The sequence below is a fragment of the Chromobacterium sp. IIBBL 290-4 genome (assembly GCF_024207115.1).
GTDB lineage: Bacteria > Pseudomonadota > Gammaproteobacteria > Burkholderiales > Chromobacteriaceae > Chromobacterium.
Genome location: NZ_CP100128.1, coordinates 141,376 through 163,398 on the forward strand (window position 1 = coordinate 141,376; position 22,023 = coordinate 163,398).

General features: G+C 61.1%; 14 protein-coding genes and 1 pseudogene. 11 read left to right on the forward strand and 4 right to left on the reverse strand.

Annotation, left to right across the window (positions count from 1 at the left end; all coding sequences use genetic code 11):
- The first annotated feature begins 209 nt into the window (after positions 1-209).
- Both NKT35_RS00610 and NKT35_RS00615 read left to right on the forward strand, forming a co-directional pair.
- Positions 210-3,068, forward strand: coding sequence for an adenosylcobalamin-dependent ribonucleoside-diphosphate reductase (locus NKT35_RS00610; protein ID WP_254297874.1), 2,859 nt, complete (start codon positions 210-212; stop codon positions 3,066-3,068).
- Positions 3,069-3,258: 190 nt separating this feature from the next.
- Positions 3,259-3,405 (forward strand): hypothetical protein, encoded by a 147-nt coding sequence (locus NKT35_RS00615; RefSeq protein ID WP_254297875.1) that lies wholly within the window; start codon positions 3,259-3,261, stop codon positions 3,403-3,405.
- 171 nt (positions 3,406-3,576) lie between these two features.
- Here the strand turns inward: NKT35_RS00615 and NKT35_RS00620 are convergent.
- Positions 3,577-3,975, reverse strand: a pseudogene (locus tag NKT35_RS00620) (IS481 family transposase); the annotation flags it as partial.
- 682 nt (positions 3,976-4,657) lie between these two features.
- Here NKT35_RS00620 and NKT35_RS00625 point away from each other — a divergent pair.
- Entirely contained in the window at positions 4,658-5,053 is a 396-nt protein-coding gene (locus NKT35_RS00625) for a hypothetical protein (protein ID WP_254297876.1), read from the forward strand.
- 539 nt (positions 5,054-5,592) lie between these two features.
- On the opposite strand, the gene NKT35_RS00630 is transcribed toward NKT35_RS00625, so the two are convergent.
- Entirely contained in the window at positions 5,593-5,742 is a 150-nt protein-coding gene (locus NKT35_RS00630) for a hypothetical protein (protein ID WP_254297877.1), read from the reverse strand.
- A gap of 488 nt (positions 5,743-6,230) precedes the next feature.
- On the opposite strand from NKT35_RS00630, the gene NKT35_RS00635 reads away from it, so the two are divergent.
- The gene (locus NKT35_RS00635; protein WP_254297878.1) at positions 6,231-8,663 is read left to right on the forward strand and encodes a hypothetical protein; all 2,433 of its coding nucleotides are present in this window, start codon (positions 6,231-6,233) and stop codon (positions 8,661-8,663) included.
- 127 nt (positions 8,664-8,790) lie between these two features.
- Here NKT35_RS00635 and NKT35_RS00640 read toward each other — a convergent pair whose 3' ends face one another.
- Positions 8,791-9,705 carry a LysR family transcriptional regulator gene (locus NKT35_RS00640; RefSeq protein ID WP_254297879.1) on the reverse strand — a complete coding sequence of 305 codons (915 nt, stop codon included), beginning with the start codon at positions 9,703-9,705 and terminating at the stop codon, positions 8,791-8,793.
- Between the two features lie 96 nt (positions 9,706-9,801).
- Between NKT35_RS00640 and NKT35_RS00645 the strand changes: the two genes are divergently transcribed.
- The 7 genes from NKT35_RS00645 to NKT35_RS00675 all read left to right on the forward strand — a co-directional run bounded on the left by NKT35_RS00645 (position 9,802) and on the right by NKT35_RS00675 (position 19,846).
- Positions 9,802-10,800, forward strand: a complete 999-nt coding sequence (locus NKT35_RS00645) for an MBL fold metallo-hydrolase (RefSeq protein ID WP_254297880.1) — start codon at positions 9,802-9,804, stop codon at positions 10,798-10,800.
- Between the two features lie 228 nt (positions 10,801-11,028).
- A complete protein-coding gene (locus tag NKT35_RS00650) occupies positions 11,029-13,374 on the forward strand; it encodes a hypothetical protein (RefSeq protein ID WP_254297881.1) in 2,346 nt (781 codons plus the stop codon).
- Between the two features lie 187 nt (positions 13,375-13,561).
- Positions 13,562-14,464 (forward strand): sensor domain-containing diguanylate cyclase, encoded by a 903-nt coding sequence (locus NKT35_RS00655; RefSeq protein ID WP_254297882.1) that lies wholly within the window; start codon positions 13,562-13,564, stop codon positions 14,462-14,464.
- A gap of 49 nt (positions 14,465-14,513) precedes the next feature.
- Positions 14,514-14,885: a response regulator gene (locus tag NKT35_RS00660; protein WP_254297883.1), complete on the forward strand. Its 372-nt coding sequence runs from the start codon at positions 14,514-14,516 to the stop codon at positions 14,883-14,885.
- A gap of 54 nt (positions 14,886-14,939) precedes the next feature.
- The gene (locus tag NKT35_RS00665) at positions 14,940-15,842 is read left to right on the forward strand and encodes a transglycosylase SLT domain-containing protein (protein ID WP_254297884.1); all 903 of its coding nucleotides are present in this window, start codon (positions 14,940-14,942) and stop codon (positions 15,840-15,842) included.
- A gap of 56 nt (positions 15,843-15,898) precedes the next feature.
- A complete protein-coding gene (locus NKT35_RS00670; protein WP_254297885.1) occupies positions 15,899-16,759 on the forward strand; it encodes a transglycosylase SLT domain-containing protein in 861 nt (286 codons plus the stop codon).
- A 3-nt stretch (positions 16,760-16,762) separates the two neighbouring features.
- A complete protein-coding gene (locus tag NKT35_RS00675; RefSeq protein ID WP_254297886.1) occupies positions 16,763-19,846 on the forward strand; it encodes an ATP-binding protein in 3,084 nt (1,027 codons plus the stop codon).
- A gap of 27 nt (positions 19,847-19,873) precedes the next feature.
- Here NKT35_RS00675 and NKT35_RS00680 read toward each other — a convergent pair whose 3' ends face one another.
- Positions 19,874-22,018, reverse strand: coding sequence for a putative bifunctional diguanylate cyclase/phosphodiesterase (locus NKT35_RS00680; RefSeq protein WP_254297887.1), 2,145 nt, complete (start codon positions 22,016-22,018; stop codon positions 19,874-19,876).
- Positions 22,019-22,023: the final 5 nt, after the last annotated feature.

Here is a 22,023-nt window from a genome sequence, read left to right on the forward strand (position 1 = left end):
CCGCGGCCCAAGCCGCATCCGCCCCGTCCATTCGGCAAATCCGCGCGCCGCGCCTCCCCGCTACGGGTTATAATCCCGCCCACACCCAACACAATACCTTGCGTTTAGAGCACACACGTCGTAACAACATATAGTGTGTACGTCGTTTTTTCATGCTCACGCATTCATGCCGTCGTCGTTGAACACCGTTTCAGAAGGATGAGCGCTCCATGCAGCAGGAAAACATCGCCGCCATGGCGGAACAAGACATCTCGCGCGAGGTGTTGCTGGAAAAATACGCCAAGAACGGCGAGCAAAGCGTCAGCGAAGTGCGCCGCCGCGTGGCCCGCGCGCTGGCCGAGCTGGAAAAAGACCCGGCCCGTTTCGAGCCGCTGTTTTTCGAGGCGCTGGACCATGGCTTCATCCCCGGCGGCCGCATCAATTCCGCCGCCGGCACCGAGCTGTCCGCCACGCTGATCAACTGCTTTGTGCAGCCGGTGGGCGACTCGGTTTCCGAGACCGAACACGGCAAGGCCGGCATCTACCAGGCGCTGCTGCAGGCGGCCGAAACCATGCGCCGCGGCGGCGGCGTCGGCTACAACTTCTCGCGCATCCGCCCCAAGGGCGCGCATGTGAAAGGCACCAACAGCCGGGCCTCCGGCCCGGTGTCGTATATGCGGGTGTTCGACCGCAGCTGCGAAACGGTGGAGTCGGCCGGCGCTCGCCGCGGCGCGCAGATGGGCGTGCTGGACATCAGCCACCCGGACGTGGAGGACTTCATCCACGCCAAGGACCAGGGCGATCTGCGCAACTTCAATATCTCGGTCGGCGTCTCCGACGACTTCATGCGCGCAGTGGAAGCCGACGGCGACTGGCAACTCACCCACGCGGTGGCGCCTAACTCGGACGCCTTCCCCGGCAGCTTCCAGCGTGAAGACGGCCTGTGGGTGTACCGCGCCGTGCGCGCCCGCGAGCTGTGGCGGCAGATCATGGCCTCCACTTACGACCACGCCGAACCGGGCGTGCTGTTCATGACCCGCATCAATCAGGACAACAACCTGTCCTACTGCGAAGTCATCGAATCCACCAACCCCTGCGGCGAACAACCGCTGCCGGACTACGGCTGCTGCGACCTGGGCTCGATCAACCTCACACGCCACGTGCGCGCGCCGTTTGGCGACAAGGCCAGCTTCGACTTCAAGTCTTTCGAGAAGGTGGTGCGGATGTCCATCCGCATGCTGGACAATGTGCTGGACCTGACCGTGTGGCCGCTGCAAGAGCAAGCGCGCGAAGCCCAGAACAAACGCCGCGTCGGCCTGGGTTTCACCGGTCTGGGCGACGCGCTGATCATGCTGAAAATACGCTACGACAGCGAGGAAGGCCGCCGCTTCGCCGCCCGCATCGCCGAAAGCATGCGCGACGCCGCCTATGACGCCTCGGTGGACTTGGCCATCGAAAAAGGCGCTTTCCCGCTGTTCGACGCCGATAAATACTTGGCCGCGCCGCACTGCGCCAGCCGCCTGCCGGAGAAAATCCAGGCGCGCATCCGCAAGCACGGCATCCGCAACTCCCACCTGTTGTCCATCGCCCCCACCGGCACCATCTCGCTGGCCTTCGCCGACAACGCGTCCAACGGCATCGAGCCTCCGTTCTCGTGGTTCTACACCCGCAAAAAGCGGATGGCCGACAACAGCCAGCAGGAATACCTGGTGGAAGACCACGCCTACCGCGTGTGGCGCATGCAGGGCGGCGACACCTCCAGGCTGCCGGACTACTTTGTCTCGGCGCTGGAAATGAGCGCTCTCGACCATATGCGCATGGTGGCGGCCGTCGCGCCTTTTGTGGACACCGCCATCTCCAAAACCGTCAACGTGCCGGCCGATTATCCCTTCGCCGACTTCGAGAGCCTGTACCTGGAAGCCTGGCGCAATGGCTTGAAAGGCATCACCACCTACCGGCCCAATAATGTGCTCGGCTCGGTATTGTCGGTGGAGCCCTCCCCCAGCGCCGCGGCCGCCGCGCCGGAAGACCTGTCCGGCGCCGCCAGCGATCCTGACCGCCGAGTCACATTGAACACCGCGCCCACCCCGGCGCTGTCCAGCCTGAAATGGCCCAACCGCCCCAAGCTGAAGGAAGGCAATCCGTCCTGGACCTTCATGGTGGAAGGCGATGCCGGCGATTTCGCCGTGGTGGTCGGCCATATGGAAAACGGCCGCGCCCAGCCTTTCGAATGCTGGGTCAACGCCACCGATGAGCAACGCGGCCTGTCCGCCATCGCCAAAACCTTGTCGATGGACATGCGCTGCCGCGACCGCGCCTGGCTGGCGGCCAAGCTGGACGCGCTGTCGCGCGCCAACGGCGACAAGCGCTACCGCTTCACGCTGGGCGACAAGACCATACACGCCACCTCGGCCGCCGCCGCGCTGGGCCAGGTGGTGCGCCACCGCGTCGAGCAACTGGGCGCGCTGCAGCTGGATGCCGGCGAAGCCACGCCGGTAATGGATGCGCTGTTCGCCCGCAAAGAGCCGAAATCCGGCAGCGACGGCACCATGAGCTGGTCGGTGGACGTGGTCAACCCGCAAACCGGCGACGACTTCGTGCTGTTCGTCAAAGAGCTGGTGCTGCCCAACGGCAAGCGCCGCCCCTACTCGGTGTGGCTGGCCGGCGCCTACCCGCGCGAGCTGGACGGGCTGTGCAAAATGCTGAGTCTGGACATGCGGGTGATAGACCCGGCCTGGATAGGCTTGAAGCTGCGCAAGCTGTTGAACTACGCCGAGCCGCAAGGCGACTTCTTCGCCCGCATCCCCGGCCTGGAAAAATCGCAAAGCTGGCCATCCACCGTGGCTTATCTCGCCCGCCTGATCATCCACCGCTACGCCATGCTGGGCGTGCTGACCGAGGAAGGCGTGCCGGTGGAGGACATGGGCGTGATGGCGCCGGAGCAAAGCGATCTGTTCGCCCAGGAGGCCCCGGTCGCGCTCAAACCGCTGGCCGGCAAGGCCTGCCCGGAGTGCGGCAACCACGCGCTGATCAAGAAGGACGGCTGCGAGTTCTGCACCGCCTGCGGCCACGTGGGGACGTGCGGCTGAGCCAATAATTTACAATCCAAGTACATTATGTGTGAGTGACAGCATAAGCTGCGACTTTGCCACCATAAGCTGCGACTTTTGCCACCATAAGCTGCGACTAAACATAGTTTCGCTTCCGCTGTAACTTTATAACAATGCCCTACGATTTTTTGATCGTGGGGCATTTTCTTGTTGGCGATGGATTTCCCGCATGAAAAAACTCGGCAACCGGGCCTGCCTGCAATTCTGTGTAAACCAGCTGTTCTCCGCTCATCTGTCGAAAGACAGCGTTCGTAGACAAGCTGCTGATGCCTGGTTTTCGGCCAAAGCAGCTAGTCATGCCTTTGTGCTAGCATGACTGCTATCGGCCATTACCGGACGGTCAATGTTCCGCACTGAAAGCTGACCTTTACCATATACGTGATAAGTATATTGTTGGTGCTATGCGGGCTCACCACAGGCATTTTATCCAAAGGCCATAACCAGTAGTGGGGTGTTAGTGTACATCCCTACCTAGCGGTTCCATTTAGTCATAAGCCTTGAAAGGCTTGCTGGTTTTGCTGGGCGCGGCGGGTTCCAGGTCACACAGGCTTCCCACGCTATGACGGCGCAGGCAACGGTCCAACCCGGATCGCGACACGGCAGGATTCAGAAACTCGCGAATCACCACCAGCAAGTCATCCAGCCTCAGCTTGAGGACTTTGCGCAGCTCAACGGCAATGCGCTCTTGGACCGGCGTCAGCGTGGTTTGCAGCCGATGAGCCGTGTGGGAGCGATCCTCGACGCTGTCCCGGTTCTTCCATTTGCGAATGGTGTCGATGGTGACGTTGTAGCGAGCGGCCAGCTCGGCCTGAGTGCCGGTGGCTTGCTGAATCTCTTTGCGAATGGCCGGCGTAGTGCGGGCTTGCTTACGCAGTTTGACGATCATGTTGTCTGGACCATGAGCGGTTCCAGAAGCCTACCCAAACCCTCGCGAGCCAGAGTAAGTTTCCAGAGGCGTTTACTCAGATGAGTATCCGGGGTGCGGAAATAGACATATATTATTTTGGACAAAAATATGAATTTTCAGCACCGCCTCGGCAATAAATATCAAAATTCAGTACTTACCATTGCATAAATCCTGTATTTATCGAGAGTTTAGATTACTTTATGAGTTTAAAATAAAACCAATCATCAGCAAGTACATATCTAAAGGCGTCACCAACAAAATCAATATCTTGCACTCGATCTTTGCTGCCTTTCCTGAGAGGGAGATATCATGACTGATAGCAGCTGATAAATTTTCAACACTAATGCCATTGACATTTCAATGAATTACAACTACTATCCCCTTGCAAAATCGGAGATTGATTTTCTTCACGATAGGAATTGGTCTATTTTCTGATCTTGCAAATCAATGCAACAAATGATGGCATAATTTGCTATCAAGCTTTCTCTGTGAACAGCCATTTGATGTTAAATATCATTTGCGATACATTTTGCATACGGCATTTCCAATTGCCGTCCATGCAAAATAAACCATGCTTTGCATGGCCGTGTGCTGAATTATTTATTTCCATAAATTTTGATTATATCGAGCAGCGCGAATCAGCTGCATTAAGGAGCATAGAATGCATGTTTTGAATCTTGAAGATCTTCATGTGATTACCGGTGGCAATGCAGTTGAATGCACGATGGAAGAATATGAAAGAGATAACGATGGCTCTAGCGGATTTGGTAGCTATGGCAATTCTGGTGACCTTAGTAATTCTAGTGCAGATGGTACTGTCGGCGCCAGTTATGGTGCTGGATCGAACGTTAACACTGGCGTCAGCCAGGGTGCTGCCGAATGCGCGCTCGGCGTAGCCGGAAACACGATTGCTACAGGAATTTCCGGGGCCGGTCTGGGCATGAAGGTCGGGGCGCTTGTTGACGGTGTTGGAGCGCTACCTGGCGCCGCTCTAGGCGGACTTGTTGGAGCGATCGGCGGGGCAATGAATGGCGCTGCTAATCATTGCCGGATGTAATTGATATATAGTACGAGAGGGGAACACCCCTCTCGACTTTATTTACAAATGCTTGCCGGGCCTGTTTACGGGACAACTAACATGAATGTTCTTCTTACTTTTATCCACGCGCTGATGCCTGATATAAAATGGTGCATCAGATTTATCGGGAAAACCTTTTTTTTACTACCAGCCATCCTTATGTCTGGCTCTAGTTTTTTTAATGGCATCGAAACTGGAGAGTTGTGGAGAAGTGCACTATCCATTTTTGCATTTTTTATCTTCATTATGATTTTACTTGTTTCCGTCAGAAGATTATCGCTCGGAAAAAAAACGGGCGCTTAATTCATCACCCACCAATGACCACCGCGCATAGCCATTTATTGATTCTTATAACAATAAAATCAAAACCACACCAAGAGCTTTTATCATAGAAATCTTAAATCCAATCCGCACCCTCTAAAATCAAACAGCATGACTTGGTAGCTAATTTCGCCCCCAACTAATTGCTTTGCTGATGCGCCTTTTGAAGAAACTTTCCCTCATCGTCCAGCAGCGACTCACGACACCTCCGCCGCCAGTTTCATCAGCCCGCGCAACCGGCGTTGCGCAGGATTGTTGTCGCGCGCCGCATGCCAGAACAGCGCAAGGCTGATGAGAGCGACGCCTGCTATAGGCATTAAAAAATTTACTCGGCGCAGCTGTGACATGGACCTCAGGACCACTCCAGCGGCCTAACCGCAACCGGCAAAGCGGTCGATGTCTATCTGAATCCGAGCGATAAATTCCGTTTTAAACTCCGCCTCACTCCTCCAACACCACCAACACCACCAACACCTCCAACAGGCTTTCGCCAACACCACGGAGAACAGCTACGGGGTCGTTGTCGCCTACCTTTATTCCCCAGCATCGACGATGCCTAGGCCTGGATTCCGGCCAACCACAACGAACGCCTTGGGAACTGAACGCCAAACCTGCCTCACCCAGTGCGGGGGGTTTTAATTCGGCCCGATATTGCCCTAAGCTGTAATTCGCCATATCCACGCCCATTCATGCCAAACCGCATCTAGCCTAGCCATAGGTCAAGCATCGAATACGGGCAAAGACGTGCCATGAAAGCCGCCCGGAGGAGTTGGACTACCCTTTGCGCGCCGTCGCCCTCAAGAGCAGCGGAAAGTCGCGGTCAGAAGGAGCCATCATGCGGAACCTTGCCCTGAACATCCTGATCAGCCTGTTCATCGCCTTATTGCTGGCCGCTTGCGGCGGGGGCGGGGGCGGGGGCGCGGCCATCAGTGCCAGCGGCAATGGATCTGGCAGTAGTTCTGGCAGTAGTTCTGGCAGCCGTTCTGGAAGCAGTTCTGGAAGCAGTTCTGGAAGCAGTTCTGGAAGCAATTCTGGAAGCAATTCTGGAAGCAGCTCCGGAAGCAGCTCTTCCGGGGGGCAGACCAATCAGGCCGCCGCTCAGCTGACCGCTGTCTACACGCCCAGCAGCGGATTGGTCACTTTGTCCTGGAACGACACTTTTCCCGCTGGCACCAGCTACGAAATACAAACCGCAGACTCCAACAACAACTTCAGCACCATTGCCACGGTCACGGGAAGCAATAGCGCCGCCACGCTCAATCAGCAAAAAATCGCCCTGCCGCCCAGCCGCCTCAAGGTCTCCACGCCGACGCTCAGCTGGCAAGGCTCCGCCTCCGCCAGCACCATTTACCGGATTGTTGCCGTATATGGCGGCGTCAGCCTGCCGCTGCTAAGTCCGCAATCGCAAACCAGCCTGCAGGTCTCGATTCCCAGCACGCCCTTGTCGATTTCCATCAATCAGCTGGAGCCGATAGATGGAACCATCACGCTCGCCATCGCCGGCAGCTCCACCTATCCAACCGTGGATTGGTATGTCGAGCAAACCAAGCTCGGCACCAAGACATCCGGCGTCGGCAATGCCATTGACTGGGTCACCGACAGCTTCGCCAGCGGCAGTTACGGCATTACCGCCTGGGTGCAAACCAGCACCGATGTTTACATCCAAGTGACCCGCAGCCTGCAAGTGCTGCACAACAACTTGGGATTCGGCACCAATGTCATCGGCACAACCGGCAGCATTTATGTAGACGTGACAGCTTACTCGCCCGCCAGCGTCACCCAAATTGCAACCTGGCTAGATGGCGCCCCCTACAACACGCTTACCGCTCCCAACAATGGCCAGCTTTATCGTTTCACCATCAACGCGCTGGCGGTAGGCTCCGGCTCCCACTCCATGCTGATTGTGATCACCGACTCCTTGGGACGCAGCAAAAGCGCGACGATCGCCATTCCCATCGTCAATGCGCCTACGCTCAGCGTGACCACCCCTATCAATGGCGGCAGCGGCGCCAATACACTGTCTATTGCCGGCACCGTATCCAGCGATAGGGTCACGACGTACTCAGTCAAGGCGCTAGTGGATCAGGGCTATTCGACCGCGCTGACTGTTGCGCAAAACAGCTTCAGCGGCAGCATCAGCCTGGCAGGCATAAGGGCAGGCATTCATACGCTCAGCGTGATCGCCTCCGGCGCAGATGGCCCAACGACCACAGTCAGTCTCAATATATTCGTGGTATCGACCACCTTGCGCCAACCCGTCATGCAGTTGCCGGCCGGTGGGCAATTGCTGGCAGTCGAAGGCAGCCAGGTGCTCTACTCCAAGCAAGACGGTTCCGCCGGCCTTCACGACCTATCCAACAGCAGCGATGTCGCGCTGGCCGGCTCCAGCAGCAGCCTGTCCGGTTGGCAGTTAGCCAACGGCCGGGCTTACAGCCGCGGCAAGCTGTCAGACTGCACGCCGGCATTGTCTTGTGTGTATACCTGGAAGGCGGATGGCTCCATAGTCAATCTAACGCAGAGCAATCCGGCCATCGGGCTTACCACTCAAACTCACCCCGTCGCGCATGGCGATTACGCGCTATGGGCTAACTACCCCAGCAGCTACACGCTCTACAACGCCGCCACCCAAACCTATACTCAGATTCCCCTGCCATCCGGCGTCACTGCTGGCAATGCCGATAATGACTTCGCTTTAGTCGGCGGCGTCATAAAGTTCGTCTACTCGGGACAAACAGGCAGCATAGGCCTCTCCCCGCGCTACGATGTTTTTCTTTGGTCGTCCGACACCGCCAGTTCCACCCAGCTGAGCAGCAGCAACAGCAATTACGCTCCGGGAACCGACGGCGTCAGGGTGGCCTGGAATCAAAACAGCGGAGGGAACGGCAACATTGCAACCTTGCTTGCCCAGAACATTGCAGGCGGGCCGCCTACGACGCTGTCCTCCACGATGACCACCTTTGTTCTGCAAGACGGCGTATTAGCCTGGCTTGAAAACAGCACGCCTAACACTTATCTCAAGGCGTCCACCGCGACTCCAGGCAGCACGCTGCTGATAGCCAGCAGCTCCACATCCTTGTCGGTGTACGGCGCGGGAGATGGCGCCGTCATTTACCTGCAAGGCTATGCCGCAACCGGCCAGGTCTACCGCTGGGATAGCGTCAGCCAGACCTCCACCTTGATGATAGATGCGCCGCCCGACCAACTGCTGGTCAATGGCAATCAGGTTTATTACCGGGTGAGCCAGGCGGTTTACAACTTTGCCAACTGATGGCCATCGCTCAGGGCAAACGACACGCCCCGGCATCACCGTCGCTTCGGCAGACCGGGCCGCTCAAAAACCGCGCCGCCCTGAATCAGCCAGTCGCGCAGCACACCCGCAGGCAGGCGGTTTCCCATCAAGCCGCCGCCCGCTCCACCAGCCCGCGCAGCCAGCGTTGCGCGGGATCGTTGTCGCGCGTCGCATGCCAGAACAACGCCAGCTGGATGCGAGGCGCCGCCAGCGGCACCGGACAAGCGCGCAGGCCCAGCGTGTCGCGCCAGTGCTCAGCCAGGACGCCCGGCACCGTCGCCAGCGCGGGCAAGCGGCCCAATAGCGAAGGCAAGGCGCCGAAAGCCTGGGTGGAATAGCGCACGCGCCGCCTCAGGCCCTGCTCCGCCAGCAGACCGTCGATGGCGCTCTGGAACGCCCCGCGGTAGCTGACCAGCAAATGCGGATGAGCGATATAGGCATCCAGACTCAAGGCCCCGTCCAGCCGCAAGCTCTCGGGATGATGCGCGCACTGAAAGTCCATCTCGATCAAGGTCCGGCTGCGCAGCCAACTCGGCTCGGCCGGCAAGGTGGCGATTCCCACATCCATCTCCAGCCCTTCCAGCATATCGACCGCGGCGAATGGGTCCGTCGGTTTCGCCACGATGTCTACGCCGGGAGCCTCCGCCATCAGCATGCGGAGCAGCCGCGGCATCAGCCAGATTTCCACCCAGTCCGGCATCGCCAACGTGAACACCCGCTCCGCCTTGACCGGATCGAAAGCCGCAGGCTGAAACAAGGCCGACTGCATCCCCTCCAGCAGCGGCAACAGCTCACGCTCCAATTGCAAGGCGCGCGCGCTCGGCTCCATGCCGCGCGGCGTGCGCACCAGCAAAGCATCGTCAAACAACACTCGCAGCCTGGCCAGCGCGCCGCTGACGGCCGGCTGGCCGATAAACAGGCATTCGGCCGCGCGCGAGACGCTGCGCTCGCGCATCAACACCAAAAACGTCACCAGCAAATTCAAGTCGATGTACCGAAAATCGTTTTCGCTGATAGCCATTATCTTTTTAATCGATTTGAATGATATTGGCGGCTATTGGAACATGATCAGGCCACGCGAGCAAACCGCCCGCGACACCGCCTCAAAGGAACCGATATGCACCTGACCCGCCAACTGAAAGCCATCGCCGCCGCCCTTGCCATCGGCGCGTCCGCCCTGCTCCCCGCCGTGCCCAGCCTGGCCGCAGCGCCGCAGATCCATGCCCAGGCGCCTGGCTACTATCGGATGATGATCGGCGATTTCGAAATCACCGCGCTGTCCGACGGCACGGTCAAGATTCCCTTGGACAAGCTGCTGCACGGCGAATCGCCGGAACAGATCCGGCAGCTGCTGGAACGAGGCTTTCAGACGCCGAGCAAGGCCGAAACCTCGATCAACGCCTTTCTGATCAATACCGGCTCAAAATTGCTGCTGGTGGACAGCGGCTCCGGCGAGCTGTTCGGCCCGGGATCGGGCAAGCTGCCCGCCAATATCCGCGCCGCCGGCTATAAGCTGGAAGACATAGACGCGGTGCTGCTGACCCATGTGCACCTGGACCACTCCGGCGGACTCACCGTGGCCGGCAAGGCGGTCTTCCCCAACGCCGACGTATATCTGAATCAAAAGGAAGAGGATTTCTGGCTGAACCCGGCCAACCGGGCCAAAGTGGCGCCGGCGCAACCATCCGGCTTCGACCAGCGCAAGGGCTTCGCTCAGGCCCAGGCATCGCTGGCGCCGTACCTGGCGGCCGGACGGGTGAAAACCTTCGCCGCCGGCGCCGAAATCTTCCCTGGCATCCGCGCCATCGCCGCGCCGGGCCACACGCCCGGCCATACTTTCTACGAGGCGCAGAGCCAGGGCCAGCGCATCCAGTTCTGGGGCGATGCCGTCCATGCCCAGCAAGTGCAGTTCGCCCGGCCTAATGTGGCGATAGATTTCGACGTGGACTCCGCCTCCGCCGTCAAACGCCGCTGGCAGGCTTTCGCCGACGCCGCGCAGAACGGCTACTGGGTCGCCGCCGCCCACATTTCCTTCCCTGGCATCGGCCATGTCGGTCGCGACGCCAAAGCCTACGCCTGGATTCCGGCCAACTATAGCGAGCACCTTGGGAACTGAACGCCAAACTTGCCCTGCCCAGCGCGGGGCGTTTTCATTTGACTTGATATTGTCCTAAGCTGTAATTCGTCCTGCCCGCGCTCACTCATGCCAAACCGCATCCCGCCATAGGTCAAGCATCGAATACGGGCAAAGACGCGCCATGAAAGCCGCCGAGAGGAGTTGGTTTACCCTTTGCGCGCCATCGCCCTCAAGAGCAGCGGAAAGTCGCGGTCAGAAGGAGCCATCATGCGGAACCTTGCCCGAAACATCCTGATCAGCCTGTTCATCGCCTTATGTCTGGCCGCCTGCGGCGGCGGGGGCGGAGGCGCGGCGATCAGCTCCAGCGGATCAAGCAGCAGCTCTGGGAGCAATTCTGGGAGCCAGACGAATCTGGCGGCCGCGCAACTGACCGCCGCCTACGACCCGGCCAGCGGCATGGTTACGCTATCCTGGAACGACACCTACCCCGCCGGCGCCTATTACAATGTGCAAGTCGCCGATTCCAGCGGCGCGTTCAGCACCATCGCCACCCTGGCCGGCACCAATAGCGCCACCGCGCAATTCGCTCGACAATCCCTCGCGCCCAGAGCGTTGGCCAGCAGTCCAACCATGCTCAGCTGGCAAGGCGTCATCACCGCCAATGCCACGTATCGAGTAGTAGCGGTCTATGCAGGCGTCTCCACGCCGCTGCAAAGCCCGCAATCGCAAACCAGCCTGCAAGTCTCGGTGCCCAGCTCGACGCCGACCATTACTTTCAATCAGGTCTCGCCGCTTTCCGAATCGGTCGCCATGTCCATTTCCGGCTCCACAAGCTATCCTTCAGTCGATTGGTATATAGATCAGAGCAAGCTCGGCACAGAAACCAGCGGCGCGGGCAATCCGATAGAATGGGATACCACCGGCGTCGCCAATGGCAGCCATGTCATCACCGCCTGGATACAAAACAATACCGACTCCTACCTTAAAATCAGCTCGACCCAGCAGGTCAGCAACAGCTCGCTGGGCGTCAGCGCCAGCGTCAGCGGCACCTCCGGCCCCATCCAGGTCACCATCAATGCCACGTCACCCAATGGCATCGCCACGGTTTCCGCCTATTTCGACGGCAATGCCTTAGGCACGCTGTCTGCGCCCAACTCCTGCCCCTGCGTCAATACTTCGCCCACTCAATACGGTTTCACCGTATCCGGGGCCTCAGGCGCCCACTCCATGTTGATCGTCGTCGCGGACGTCAAAGGTCTTTCCAAGAGCAAGACCATCGCCATTCCGATCAGCAATCTGCCCACGCTGACCGTGAGCGCGCCCACCATAGACGGCGCTACCTTTTACGGCGCCCTGCCTATCTCCGGCTCCGCCAGCACTGACAAACCCAAGCCCTTGACGCTCACTGCGATGCTGGGCACCAACACCTTGCTCAACACCACAGCGAATGGCAGCTTCTCCACCAGCCTGGATCTGAGCGCAGTAGCGCCGGGAGGCTATACGCTGGAGATTGTCGCAACCGACAGCGACGGACTGACCTCGGTCGTTCAACACAGCGTGGTAGTCGCCTCCAGCGCCGCCAATGCCCGCCAGGCAGTGCTGCAGCTAGCCAGCGGCACTCAGTTGCTCGCCGTCGAAGGCAGCCAAGTGGTGTACACCAAGTCGGATGGCTCCATCTATCTGCGAAACGTCGTCAACAACACCGAGGTCAAACTGGATCAAGCATCCTCCGTCATTTCGGGATGGCAACTCGCCAATGGCCGCGTCTTCGGCTCCGGCAAGGGTCCGGATTGCGGCTTGCCGGCAGCCTGCGATTACGTATGGAGCGCGACAGGCGCCTACATCAATCTGACCCTGTCCAATAACGTCACCGCGCCGCAAATCCTTCCCATCGCCCATGGCGATTACGTGATGTGGGCCGACTCGCCATCGGGCTACACGCTCTATAACGCGGCCACCCATGTCAGCACCCAAATAGCGGCGCCCGGCAGCATCAGCACCCAGAGTTACCAGAACTACGACTTCGCCCTGGTCGGCGGCGTGGTCAAAGCGTTCATCTGGGGACAGACCGGCGGCTCAGGCGCATCCCGCTTGTATGATATTTTCGAGTGGTCTTCCGATACCACGCTTTCCACCCTGCTCAGCAACGGCACCGCTTGCAACGCCAGCCCGGCGACGGATGGCACCCGGGTAGCCTGGAGCCTGTCCGCCGCAGGCTGCGCCAGCCCTTACTCGCTGCAGGCCCAGAATCTGTCAGGCGGAGGAGCGACTACGCTGTCCTCTCAGGCAAGCAGTTTCATGATTCAAGGCGGCTTGCTGGCCTGGGTGGAATCCAGCGCGTCCAATCAATACATCAAGGCCTCGACATCCAATATCTCTCCCACTTTGACCGTAGCCACCTATAGCAACGCCCAGGCGCAACTGTATGGCGTCGGAGATGGTTCGGTGTTTTATGGGATGGGTGGGCTAGGCAACGCCGGCATGATCTACAGCTGGAACAGCACGAACCAGCAGTCCACGCTGCAGATTGAAACCATCCCGGATCAGATATTCGTGAACGGAAGCGCGGTGTATTACCGGGTGGGACAATCCGTTTACAGCATCGCCAACTGACGCCTGCAGCAATGGCAAGGCGCGCCGCCAGCGGCGGCTTTCCGCTGGCGGCCATGCGCGGCGCGGACAAGTTCAAGCGCAAACGCCAGCGCGTCCTATAGTGAATTCAGACTGTCCGCGGCCGGCGCGCGCAAGCGCCTTGCCGCGTGCGCAGCACTCTGCCGCCAACCGGAACGCGCCTATCGCCATGCAGGATTTCGATCGCTTTTTGCTGACTGTCGTCTACGACATTCCCAACCTGATTTTCGTGGTCGACCCCGAAAGCGGGCGCATCGTTTACGCCAACCCCTCCATGCATGAACGGCTGGGAGACGACTGCGTCGGCCGCGCCTTCGGCGACCAATTTCCCGGCGCGGGCGGCAGCCACTGCTTCATCGGCTACAAGCAGCACGCTGTCGAACAGGAGCAGGGGCCTCCGCAGCAAACCGAGTATTACGACGACGAGTCGGAAAACTGGTATCACGTGCAGCAGCGGCAAATCCGCTGGATAGACGGCACGGCCAAAATCGTCTGCGTGCTCAGCGAGATCAACGCGCTCAAACGCCTGCAAAAAGACCTGACCGAGGCGCACGCCACCCTGGCGTTCAAGAACCGCGAGCTGGAAATCTCGGCCAAGACCGACCGGCTGACCAGCCTGTACAACCGCTACCATCTGGACCAGGCGCTGCAGACCGAATACCAGCGCTTCCGCCGCTATGGCAAACCCTTCGCCATGCTGCTGGCCGATTGCGACCATTTCAAAGAAGTGAACGACACCTTCGGCCACCAGACCGGCGACATCGTCCTGATCGAGCTCGCCCGCCTGCTGCAGGCCAATTTGCGCGCCACCGATACGCTGGGCCGCTGGGGGGGCGAAGAGTTTCTGGCCATTCTGCCGGAGACCGGCCTGGCCAATGCCGCGCAGCTGGCCGACAAGCTGCGCGACAAGATCGCCAGCCATGACTTTCCCGTCGTGGGGCGGAAAACCGCCAGCTTCGGCGTGGCGGAAGCCCGCCCCGGAGAAGACATCAAGGAGCTGATCGCCCGGGTGGACCAGGCCCTGTACCTCGCCAAGAACCAAGGACGCAACCGAGTGGAAGTCAACTCGTGAAGCCAGAGCCGCGAAACGGCCCCAAACCGTTTTCGACCGAGGAGCCCGCATGCGAAGCAAGCGATTTCTTGTGGTAGACGACTCTCCCGCCGTGATCAAACGGCTATCGCTGATCCTGGAGGCGCTGGGACACGAGGTGATAGGCTCGGCCTGCAATGGCCTGGACGCCATCGCCAAAGCCGGCCAGCTGCAGCCTGACGCCATCACCATGGACATCCAGATGCCGGAGCTGGACGGGCTGGAAGCCACCCGGCGCATCTTGCAAGACCATCCGGACAAACCCGTCATCATCATCACCGCCCATGGCCAGGAAAGCACCGTCGTGGACGCCATCGGCGCCGGCGCCAAATACTTCATCTGCAAGCCGATAGAAAAAGACAAGGTGGACGAAGTGCTGCGCAAGGTGTTCCGAGATGAATAGGGCGCGGCCCGCCGCGGCCTGACGCGCCAGCGCCGCTTAGGAAAGACCACGGCCATGACTCCACGCCTAGCCGCCGCCCGCAGCCTAGCGGCATGGTTTGCCATGCTGCCGCTCTGTCTGAGCGGCCACGCCGATGCCCGCTCCCTGGCCGACATCCTGAAAACCCGCCAGCTGCGCGTCTGCATTGCGCCCATACACAGCGCCATCGCCATCGCCACGCCCAAAGACTGCCGCGAGCAATGCACCTTCTCCGGCCTGGTCTGGGAGGAAGTGCAAGCCTTCGCCCGCAATCTGGGCGATGTCAAAATCAAGGCGCTGCGCATAGGCTGGGACGAGCAGTTCTTCGACAAAAACGGCAAAACCGACCGCGACGGCAGCTATACCCCGCAGTTGCTGGCCAGCGGCGCTTGCGACCTCTACCCCAGCCGGCTGACCAAGACCGCGTGGCGGCTGAAGAAAATGGACTTCGTCACCTTGTTTCCCAGCCGCATGATGGTCATCGCCGGCCATGACTGGCACGACAGGCTGAAAAGCAGCGCCCAGTTGGCCGGGCTCAGCGCGGCGGCGGAGCGGGACACCTCCTATCACACCTGGCTGCTGGAGCAGAATCGCACCGTTTACGCGGCCAATCCGGTCCGCATCGAGCTAATGCCGACCGACGACGGCCTGGCCGCCGTGGACAACGGCAAGGTGGATTTCACCATGCTGGATTCGGACATCGCCATCTGGAGCGCCCATCATCAGCTGAAGCATGCCTTCGTCGCCTTCCCGGTGGGCCCCAAGGATGAGATCGGCTGGGCCTTCCGCAAAGAGGATAAAGACCTGCAAGAAGCGGTGAGCCGTTTTTTCGATGATCAACGAAGCCATCCAGACTCCGAATTCAACCGGATCTGGAAACGCTATCACGGCCGCACCCTGACCGAATTCATTTCGCTGGTGGCGGCGGTAAACGGATGAGCGGGAGGCATGCCATGAAAGCCCATGCGCGCGGACGCGCAATTTTGCAGGCCGTCTTGACGATCGCGCTCTCGGGCGTGTTGGCGCCGGCGTCGGCGCGCTCCTTGAAAGAGGTGCTGCAATCCCGGCAGCTGCGCGTCTGCATCGTGCCGGTCAATTCCGCGTCCGTCATCGTCAAGCCCAAAGACTGCCGCGAACAGTGCGAATTCTCCGGTCCGGTATACGAGGAAGTGCAAGCCTTCGTCCGCAATCTGGGGCCAGGCATCCGCCTCAAAAGCATCCGGATAGAATGGGACGAGCAGTTTTACGACAAGACCGGCCGCACCGATATAGAAGGCAGCTACACGCCGCAGTTGCTGGCCAGCGGCGCTTGCGACATCTACCCCAGCCGCATCACCAAAAACGCCTGGCGGCTGAAGAAAATGGACTTCGTCACCCTGTTTCCCAACCGGATGATGGTCGTCGCCAATGTGTCGCGCAAGGCGCAATTGAAATCGCCGGCCGACCTCGCCGGCCTGAGCGCGGCGGTGGACCGCAACACCTCGTACCACTCCTGGCTACTTGAGCAAAACCACGGCCCGTACGCCGCCAAGCCCGTCAAGATCACGGTCTTGAAAACAGAAGACAGCTTGAGGGCGGTGGACGGCGGCAAGGTCGACTTCACCATCCTGGACTCGGACATCGCCATCTGGGATACCCGCTACCTGCTCAAGCATACCTATGTGGCGTTTCCGATCGGCGCCATGGACGAGATAGGCTGGGCCTTCCGCAAGGACGACAAGGACCTTCAAGCGGCCGCCGCCCGCTTTTTCGCCCAGCAAAAGCAAGACGAGCGCTCGGAGCTGAATCAGATCTGGGTCCGCCACCACGGGCTCAGCCTGAACCGCTTCATCACGCTGGTGAACTCCACGCAATAGGCGATGATCCTCTTCCACGCGCTGCGCGCCCGGCTGCGCCACTCCATCCGCGACAGGCTGATCGCGATGACCTCCATCATCGTGATGGGCATGGCCTGCGCGCTGACGCTGGTCATCGCGCTGGGCGCCGCGGCCATGCTCAGGCAGGCGGCGGAGCGGCAGCTCAGCCAGAGCCTGGATCAAAGCGCCGCGCTGTTGAGCAATTTTCTGTCTGCGCGGGAATCCAATCTCAATTTGTGGGCGGCCAATCCGCTGGTCGAAGCCATGTTCAGCGACCCGGCGCTGGCCGAAGTGTTCGCCCCCAGCCTGGACAGCTACTTCGCCAAGGCCAAAGCCCGCGAGCCCTGGATCGCCCGCATCCTCCTGCTGCAAAACGATGCCGTCATTTACGACGACAGCGGCAAAATCCCCCCCGGCGCGCTGCGTCTGGCCGAGCTGTCCCGCTTGCCCGACAACAACGTCGCCGCGATCGCCCCCCGGCAATTCCAGCTGGACATGGAGCAGCCCGCCTTGCTGCTCAAACGGCCGCTATTGAAAGAAGGCGCGGCGCTGCCGGGCGCCTATATCGTATTGGCGCTGGACATGGCCCAGATCCAGCAAAGCCTGCTCGCCCGCATCCGCATCGGCGACAATGGCTTTGTCGCGCTGGCCGCCGGCTCTCCGTCCGCCGGCTTGCTGCTGCCATCCCGCCTCGCCATCAGCGCGGCGTCGCTGGCGGACTTCCGCGATGCCTCGCGCCGCTGGCGCGCGCAGGCGGACATTCCCGACCATTACCGCTCCCTGGCGCTGCGCAAGCAGGCGCTGGCCGGCACGCCGCTGGCCTTGATCGGCGCCGCTTCGCAGCAGGATATCCGCGAACCGATAGGCCAGCTCCTGTTCTATTGCGCCGCCTTCGGCCTGCTGGCCCTGGCCGCCGGCGTGCTGTGCGCCATCTTTTTCGCCAAGCGGCTGACCCACCCGGTGCAGGATCTGGCGCGGGCGGCGGTGGCGCTGAAAGATGGCAATCTGACCGACCCCATCGCTTGCGCCAGCGAGGACGAGATCGGCCAGCTGGCGGTCAGCCTGGAGACCACCCGGCACGCGCTGGCGGAACTGGTGGCGGATCTAGAGTCCCGGGTCAGCCAGCGGACTCGGGACTTGTCGCTCAAGAGCGAGGAAGTCGCCCGCCTGCTGGACAACTCCGGACAGGGGTTTCTGTCCATGGACCCGGCGCTGCGGGTCAACCCCGGCTTCAGCAAAGAATGCCTGCGCATCTTCGGCCAGGACATCCGCGGCCTCGCGCTGCCGGACCTGCTGGCACCGGATCAGATCCGACAACGCGATTTTTTAGCCAAGACCCTGGGCCTGGCCATCTCCAGCGAGGACGACCCGCTGCGGCGCGAGGCCTACCTCGACCTGCTGCCCGCCGAATATCGGCTGGGCGGGCACTACTACCGCGCCGAATACAAGCCGCTGGCCGAGGGCGGCATGATGCTGATCCTCACCGACGTGACCGCCCAGAAGAAACTGCAGGACAAGCTGGCCGACGAGCGCTTGCGGCTGAGTTTCATCGTCCACGCGCTGGAATTCCGCGACGACCTGCTGGAGGCGCTGCGCGACTACGACGACTTCCGCCGCCGCAAACTGCCCAGCCTGCTCAGTTTCGAGCCCGACCCGCTCGCCCTGCTGGCCGACTTGCTGCGCGAACTGCATACCTTCAAGGGCTTGTTCGCCCAAGCCAGCCTGCCCTCCCTGCCCAACGCCTTGCATGAGCTGGAAACGCGCATCGCCCGCCTGCGCGACAAAGACGCACTGGAAATCAACGATATCAAGCGCGAGCTGGGCTTGAGCGATCTTGGCAGAGACCTGGAGGCCGATCTGGCCATCCTGCGGGAAAAGCTCGGCCCCGCCTACCTGAGCTCGGAGCGCGCCGTGCATATTCCCGTCTCCGTTCTGGACGCGCTGGAAGGCGAGGCGAAAAAGCTCTATGGCGACGATTCCAGGATGGCGGCGCTGATCCGCCGCTTGCGCTATGAGCCCTTCCGGCAATTGATCGCGCCGCATTTCAAGGCCGCCATGCTGCTGGCCCAGCGGCAGAACAAGCCGCTCGCGCCCATTGCCTGCGTCGGCGACGAGGCGCTGGTCGATCCCGCCCGCTACGGCCCATTCTGCAAATCGCTGGTCCATGTGTTCCGCAACGCGGTGGATCACGGCATCGAGGATGCCGACACCCGCTTGCTGGCAGACAAAAGCGAAGTCGCCGCCATCCATTGCGAATTGACCCGCCTGCCCGGCGTGCTGCGGCTGACCATCGCCGACGACGGCCGCGGCCTGGACGCGGCGCAGCTGCGGGCCAGCGCCGCTCGCAAAAAGCTTCTGCCCGCGGAAGCGGCCGCCGCGCTGGACGACGCAGCCGCGTATCGATTGATCCTGCTGGATGGCTTCACCACCCGCCAGACAGCGGACGCGGTTTCCGGGCAGGGCGTGGGCCTGGCCGCGACGCATAAGGAGCTGCTCCGCCTGGGAGGCGAGCTGCGCATCGAATCCACCCCCGGCCAGGGCGCCGCCTTCGTCTTCACCCTGCCTTACTCTCCGCCTGAGCCCCTGGCCGAGCCCCCCGCGCCCAAGGCCGACGCCGCCTTGCTCACGCCGCTGGCGCAAGTCACCCAGGCCTTCTGCCGCGACCATCTCAAGCTGGAATTGGATCTGGAAGAGCGGGACGCCTCGCTGCAGACCGCCGAACTGCTGGACTTCACCGCCGTCGTGCCCCTGGGCAGCGGCATAAACGCCTTATTGGGCCTGTCCATGGAGCGGCCCTTGCTGCTGGACATGGCGCGGCGTTTCGAGCCCGATTGCCAGGAGGCCGACATCGCGCAGCTAGCCGACAGCGTCGGCGCGGAAATCGCCAATACCGTGGTCGGCAAAACCACGGTCTATCTCACCCACCTCTCCCGCCATGTGGCGATGGGCACGCCCGAGATCCTCATGCCGGACATGCGCGGCGAATGGCTGCGCCGGCACGCTTGCGTCGGCATTGCCGGCCGCGCGGACGCGGGCCGCTTCATCGTGCTGTGCGCGCACCCCCGCCCGGTTCCGGCAGCGGAATGAACGGGACAAGCGTAGGCAAGAAAAGAATCAGAAGTATTCCACGCCGGCCAAAGGCACGCCGTTGAGGCGCTGGCGGATGAACTCCCCGGCTTCCGCGGCCGGCACCGGGCGGCTGAGCAGATAGCCTTGCACCACATCGACATGGATGCTGGCCAGGAAAGTCAGCTGCTGCTCGGTCTCCACCCCCTCGGCCACCACGCGCAGGCCCATGCGGTGGGCAAGATAGGCGATGGTGTCGCATAAGGCGTTGTCGCGCTCGTCGCTGGAGATATTGCGGATGAAAGACTGGTCTATCTTCAGCGTGTCCACCGGGAAACGGGTGAGATAAGCCAAGGAGGAATGGCCAGTGCCGAAGTCGTCGATCGCGCAGTGGATGCCCATGTCGCGGAATTGGCGCAGCATCTGGATGGACTGCGGCGGCGACAGCATGGTGAAGGATTCGGTGATTTCCAGCTCAAGCGCCTCCGGCGCCACCCCGGTCTTGGCCAAGGTGTCGGCGATGAACTGGGTCAAGTCCACATCGGTGAACTGCGCCACGCTGAGGTTCACCGACATCCGGATATCGCCCAAACCCTGCTGCTGCCAACTTTTCAGCTGCCGGCAAGCCTCCTGCAGCACCCAGCGGCCCAGCGGCAGGATCAGGCCGGACTGCTCCGCCACCGGGATGAAGCTGGCCGGCGAAATCATGCCGCGCTCGGGGTGCGGCCAGCGCGCCAGCGCCTCCACCCCCACCACCCGGCCGGTGTTCAGCTCCACCTGCGGCTGGTAGTAAAGCACCAGTTGGCTATGGTCTATGGCTTGGCGCAAGGCCTTTTCCAGCTCGATCCGCTCCCGCATCCGCTCCACCAGGCCGGTCTCGAAAGCGTAATAGCGATGCACCACTTGCTGCTTGGCATGGTAAAGCGCCATATCGGCGTTGCGCAGCAATTCGCTGCCGCTCTTCCCATGCTGCGGGCACAAGCTCACCCCCACGCTGGCCGAGATATGCAAGGTCATCTCGTCGATATTGTAGGGCGCGGCCACCACTTCCAGCATGCGCTCGGCCATGGCTTCGGCATGGGCGGTGTCAGCCACGTCATTGAGCAGCAGCACGAACTCCACGCCGCCATGCCGCGCCACCATACCGTTGCCGTTCACCAGCCGCTGCAGCCGGGCCGCCAGCTCCCGCAGCAGCAAGTCGCCCACCCGATTGCCATAGACATCGTTGATGAATTTGAAATCCTCCAGCTCCAGCAGCAACACGGCGAAGGCATGGTTGCCCACCTTTTGGCAAACCTGCGACAGCGTGTCCAGCTTTTCCATCAAGCCGCTCTGGTTGACCAGCCCGGTCAGGGAATCGAAATACGCCAGCCGGTTGATGCGCTCCTGCGCCGCCACCCGCGAAGAGATGTCGATATAGCTGACTCGCAGCAAATGGCTGGTTTCGCTCGGCAAGCGGCTCAAGCGCACCTCGCAGGGCACCCGGCGGCCATCGGGCCGGATGATCACGCGCTCAAACAGCTGCACCTCGCCCTGCATCGCCCTATCGGCATGCATGCGCACGCTCTCGGTGGTGGGCAGGCCGTCCGGCTGTTGCTCGTCGTACAGGGAAATGGGGGAAAGACCCGTCAATTCGGCTATCGTGCGCCCGGTCAACAGCTCGGCTTGTTGATTGGCGTCGACGAAAACGCCGCGATCGCGGTCGAACACCATGATGGCTTCCGGCGCTTGCTCGATCAGGGCGCGGAAACGCTGCTCGCTGACGCGCAGGGATTCGGTCTTCTCCTCCACCAGCTTGCTCAGCCGCTTCTTCAGCCGCGCCAGATCCAGATGGGTATTGACGCGCGCCAGCAGTTCGCTGCGTTCGAAAGGCTTGCCGATGAAATCCACCGCGCCGGCGGCAAAGCCCTCCACCTTGGTGTCGGTATCGGCGATGGAGCTGAGAAACAGAATGGGGATATCGCGGGTGCGCGGGTTCATTTTCAGCTCGCGGCATACCGCCAGCCCATCCATGTCCGGCAGGCTGAAGTCCAGCAAAATCAAATCTGGCGACTTTTGAGAGACGAGCGACAGCGCCTCGGCGCCGCTCTGCGCCGAGCTGACTTGATAGCCCTCGGTTGACAGCAAGGCCAGCAGCATCATCAGCGTGGTCAGGGTGTCATCCACCACCAATATGTCGCCCGGCATCGGCATGCACT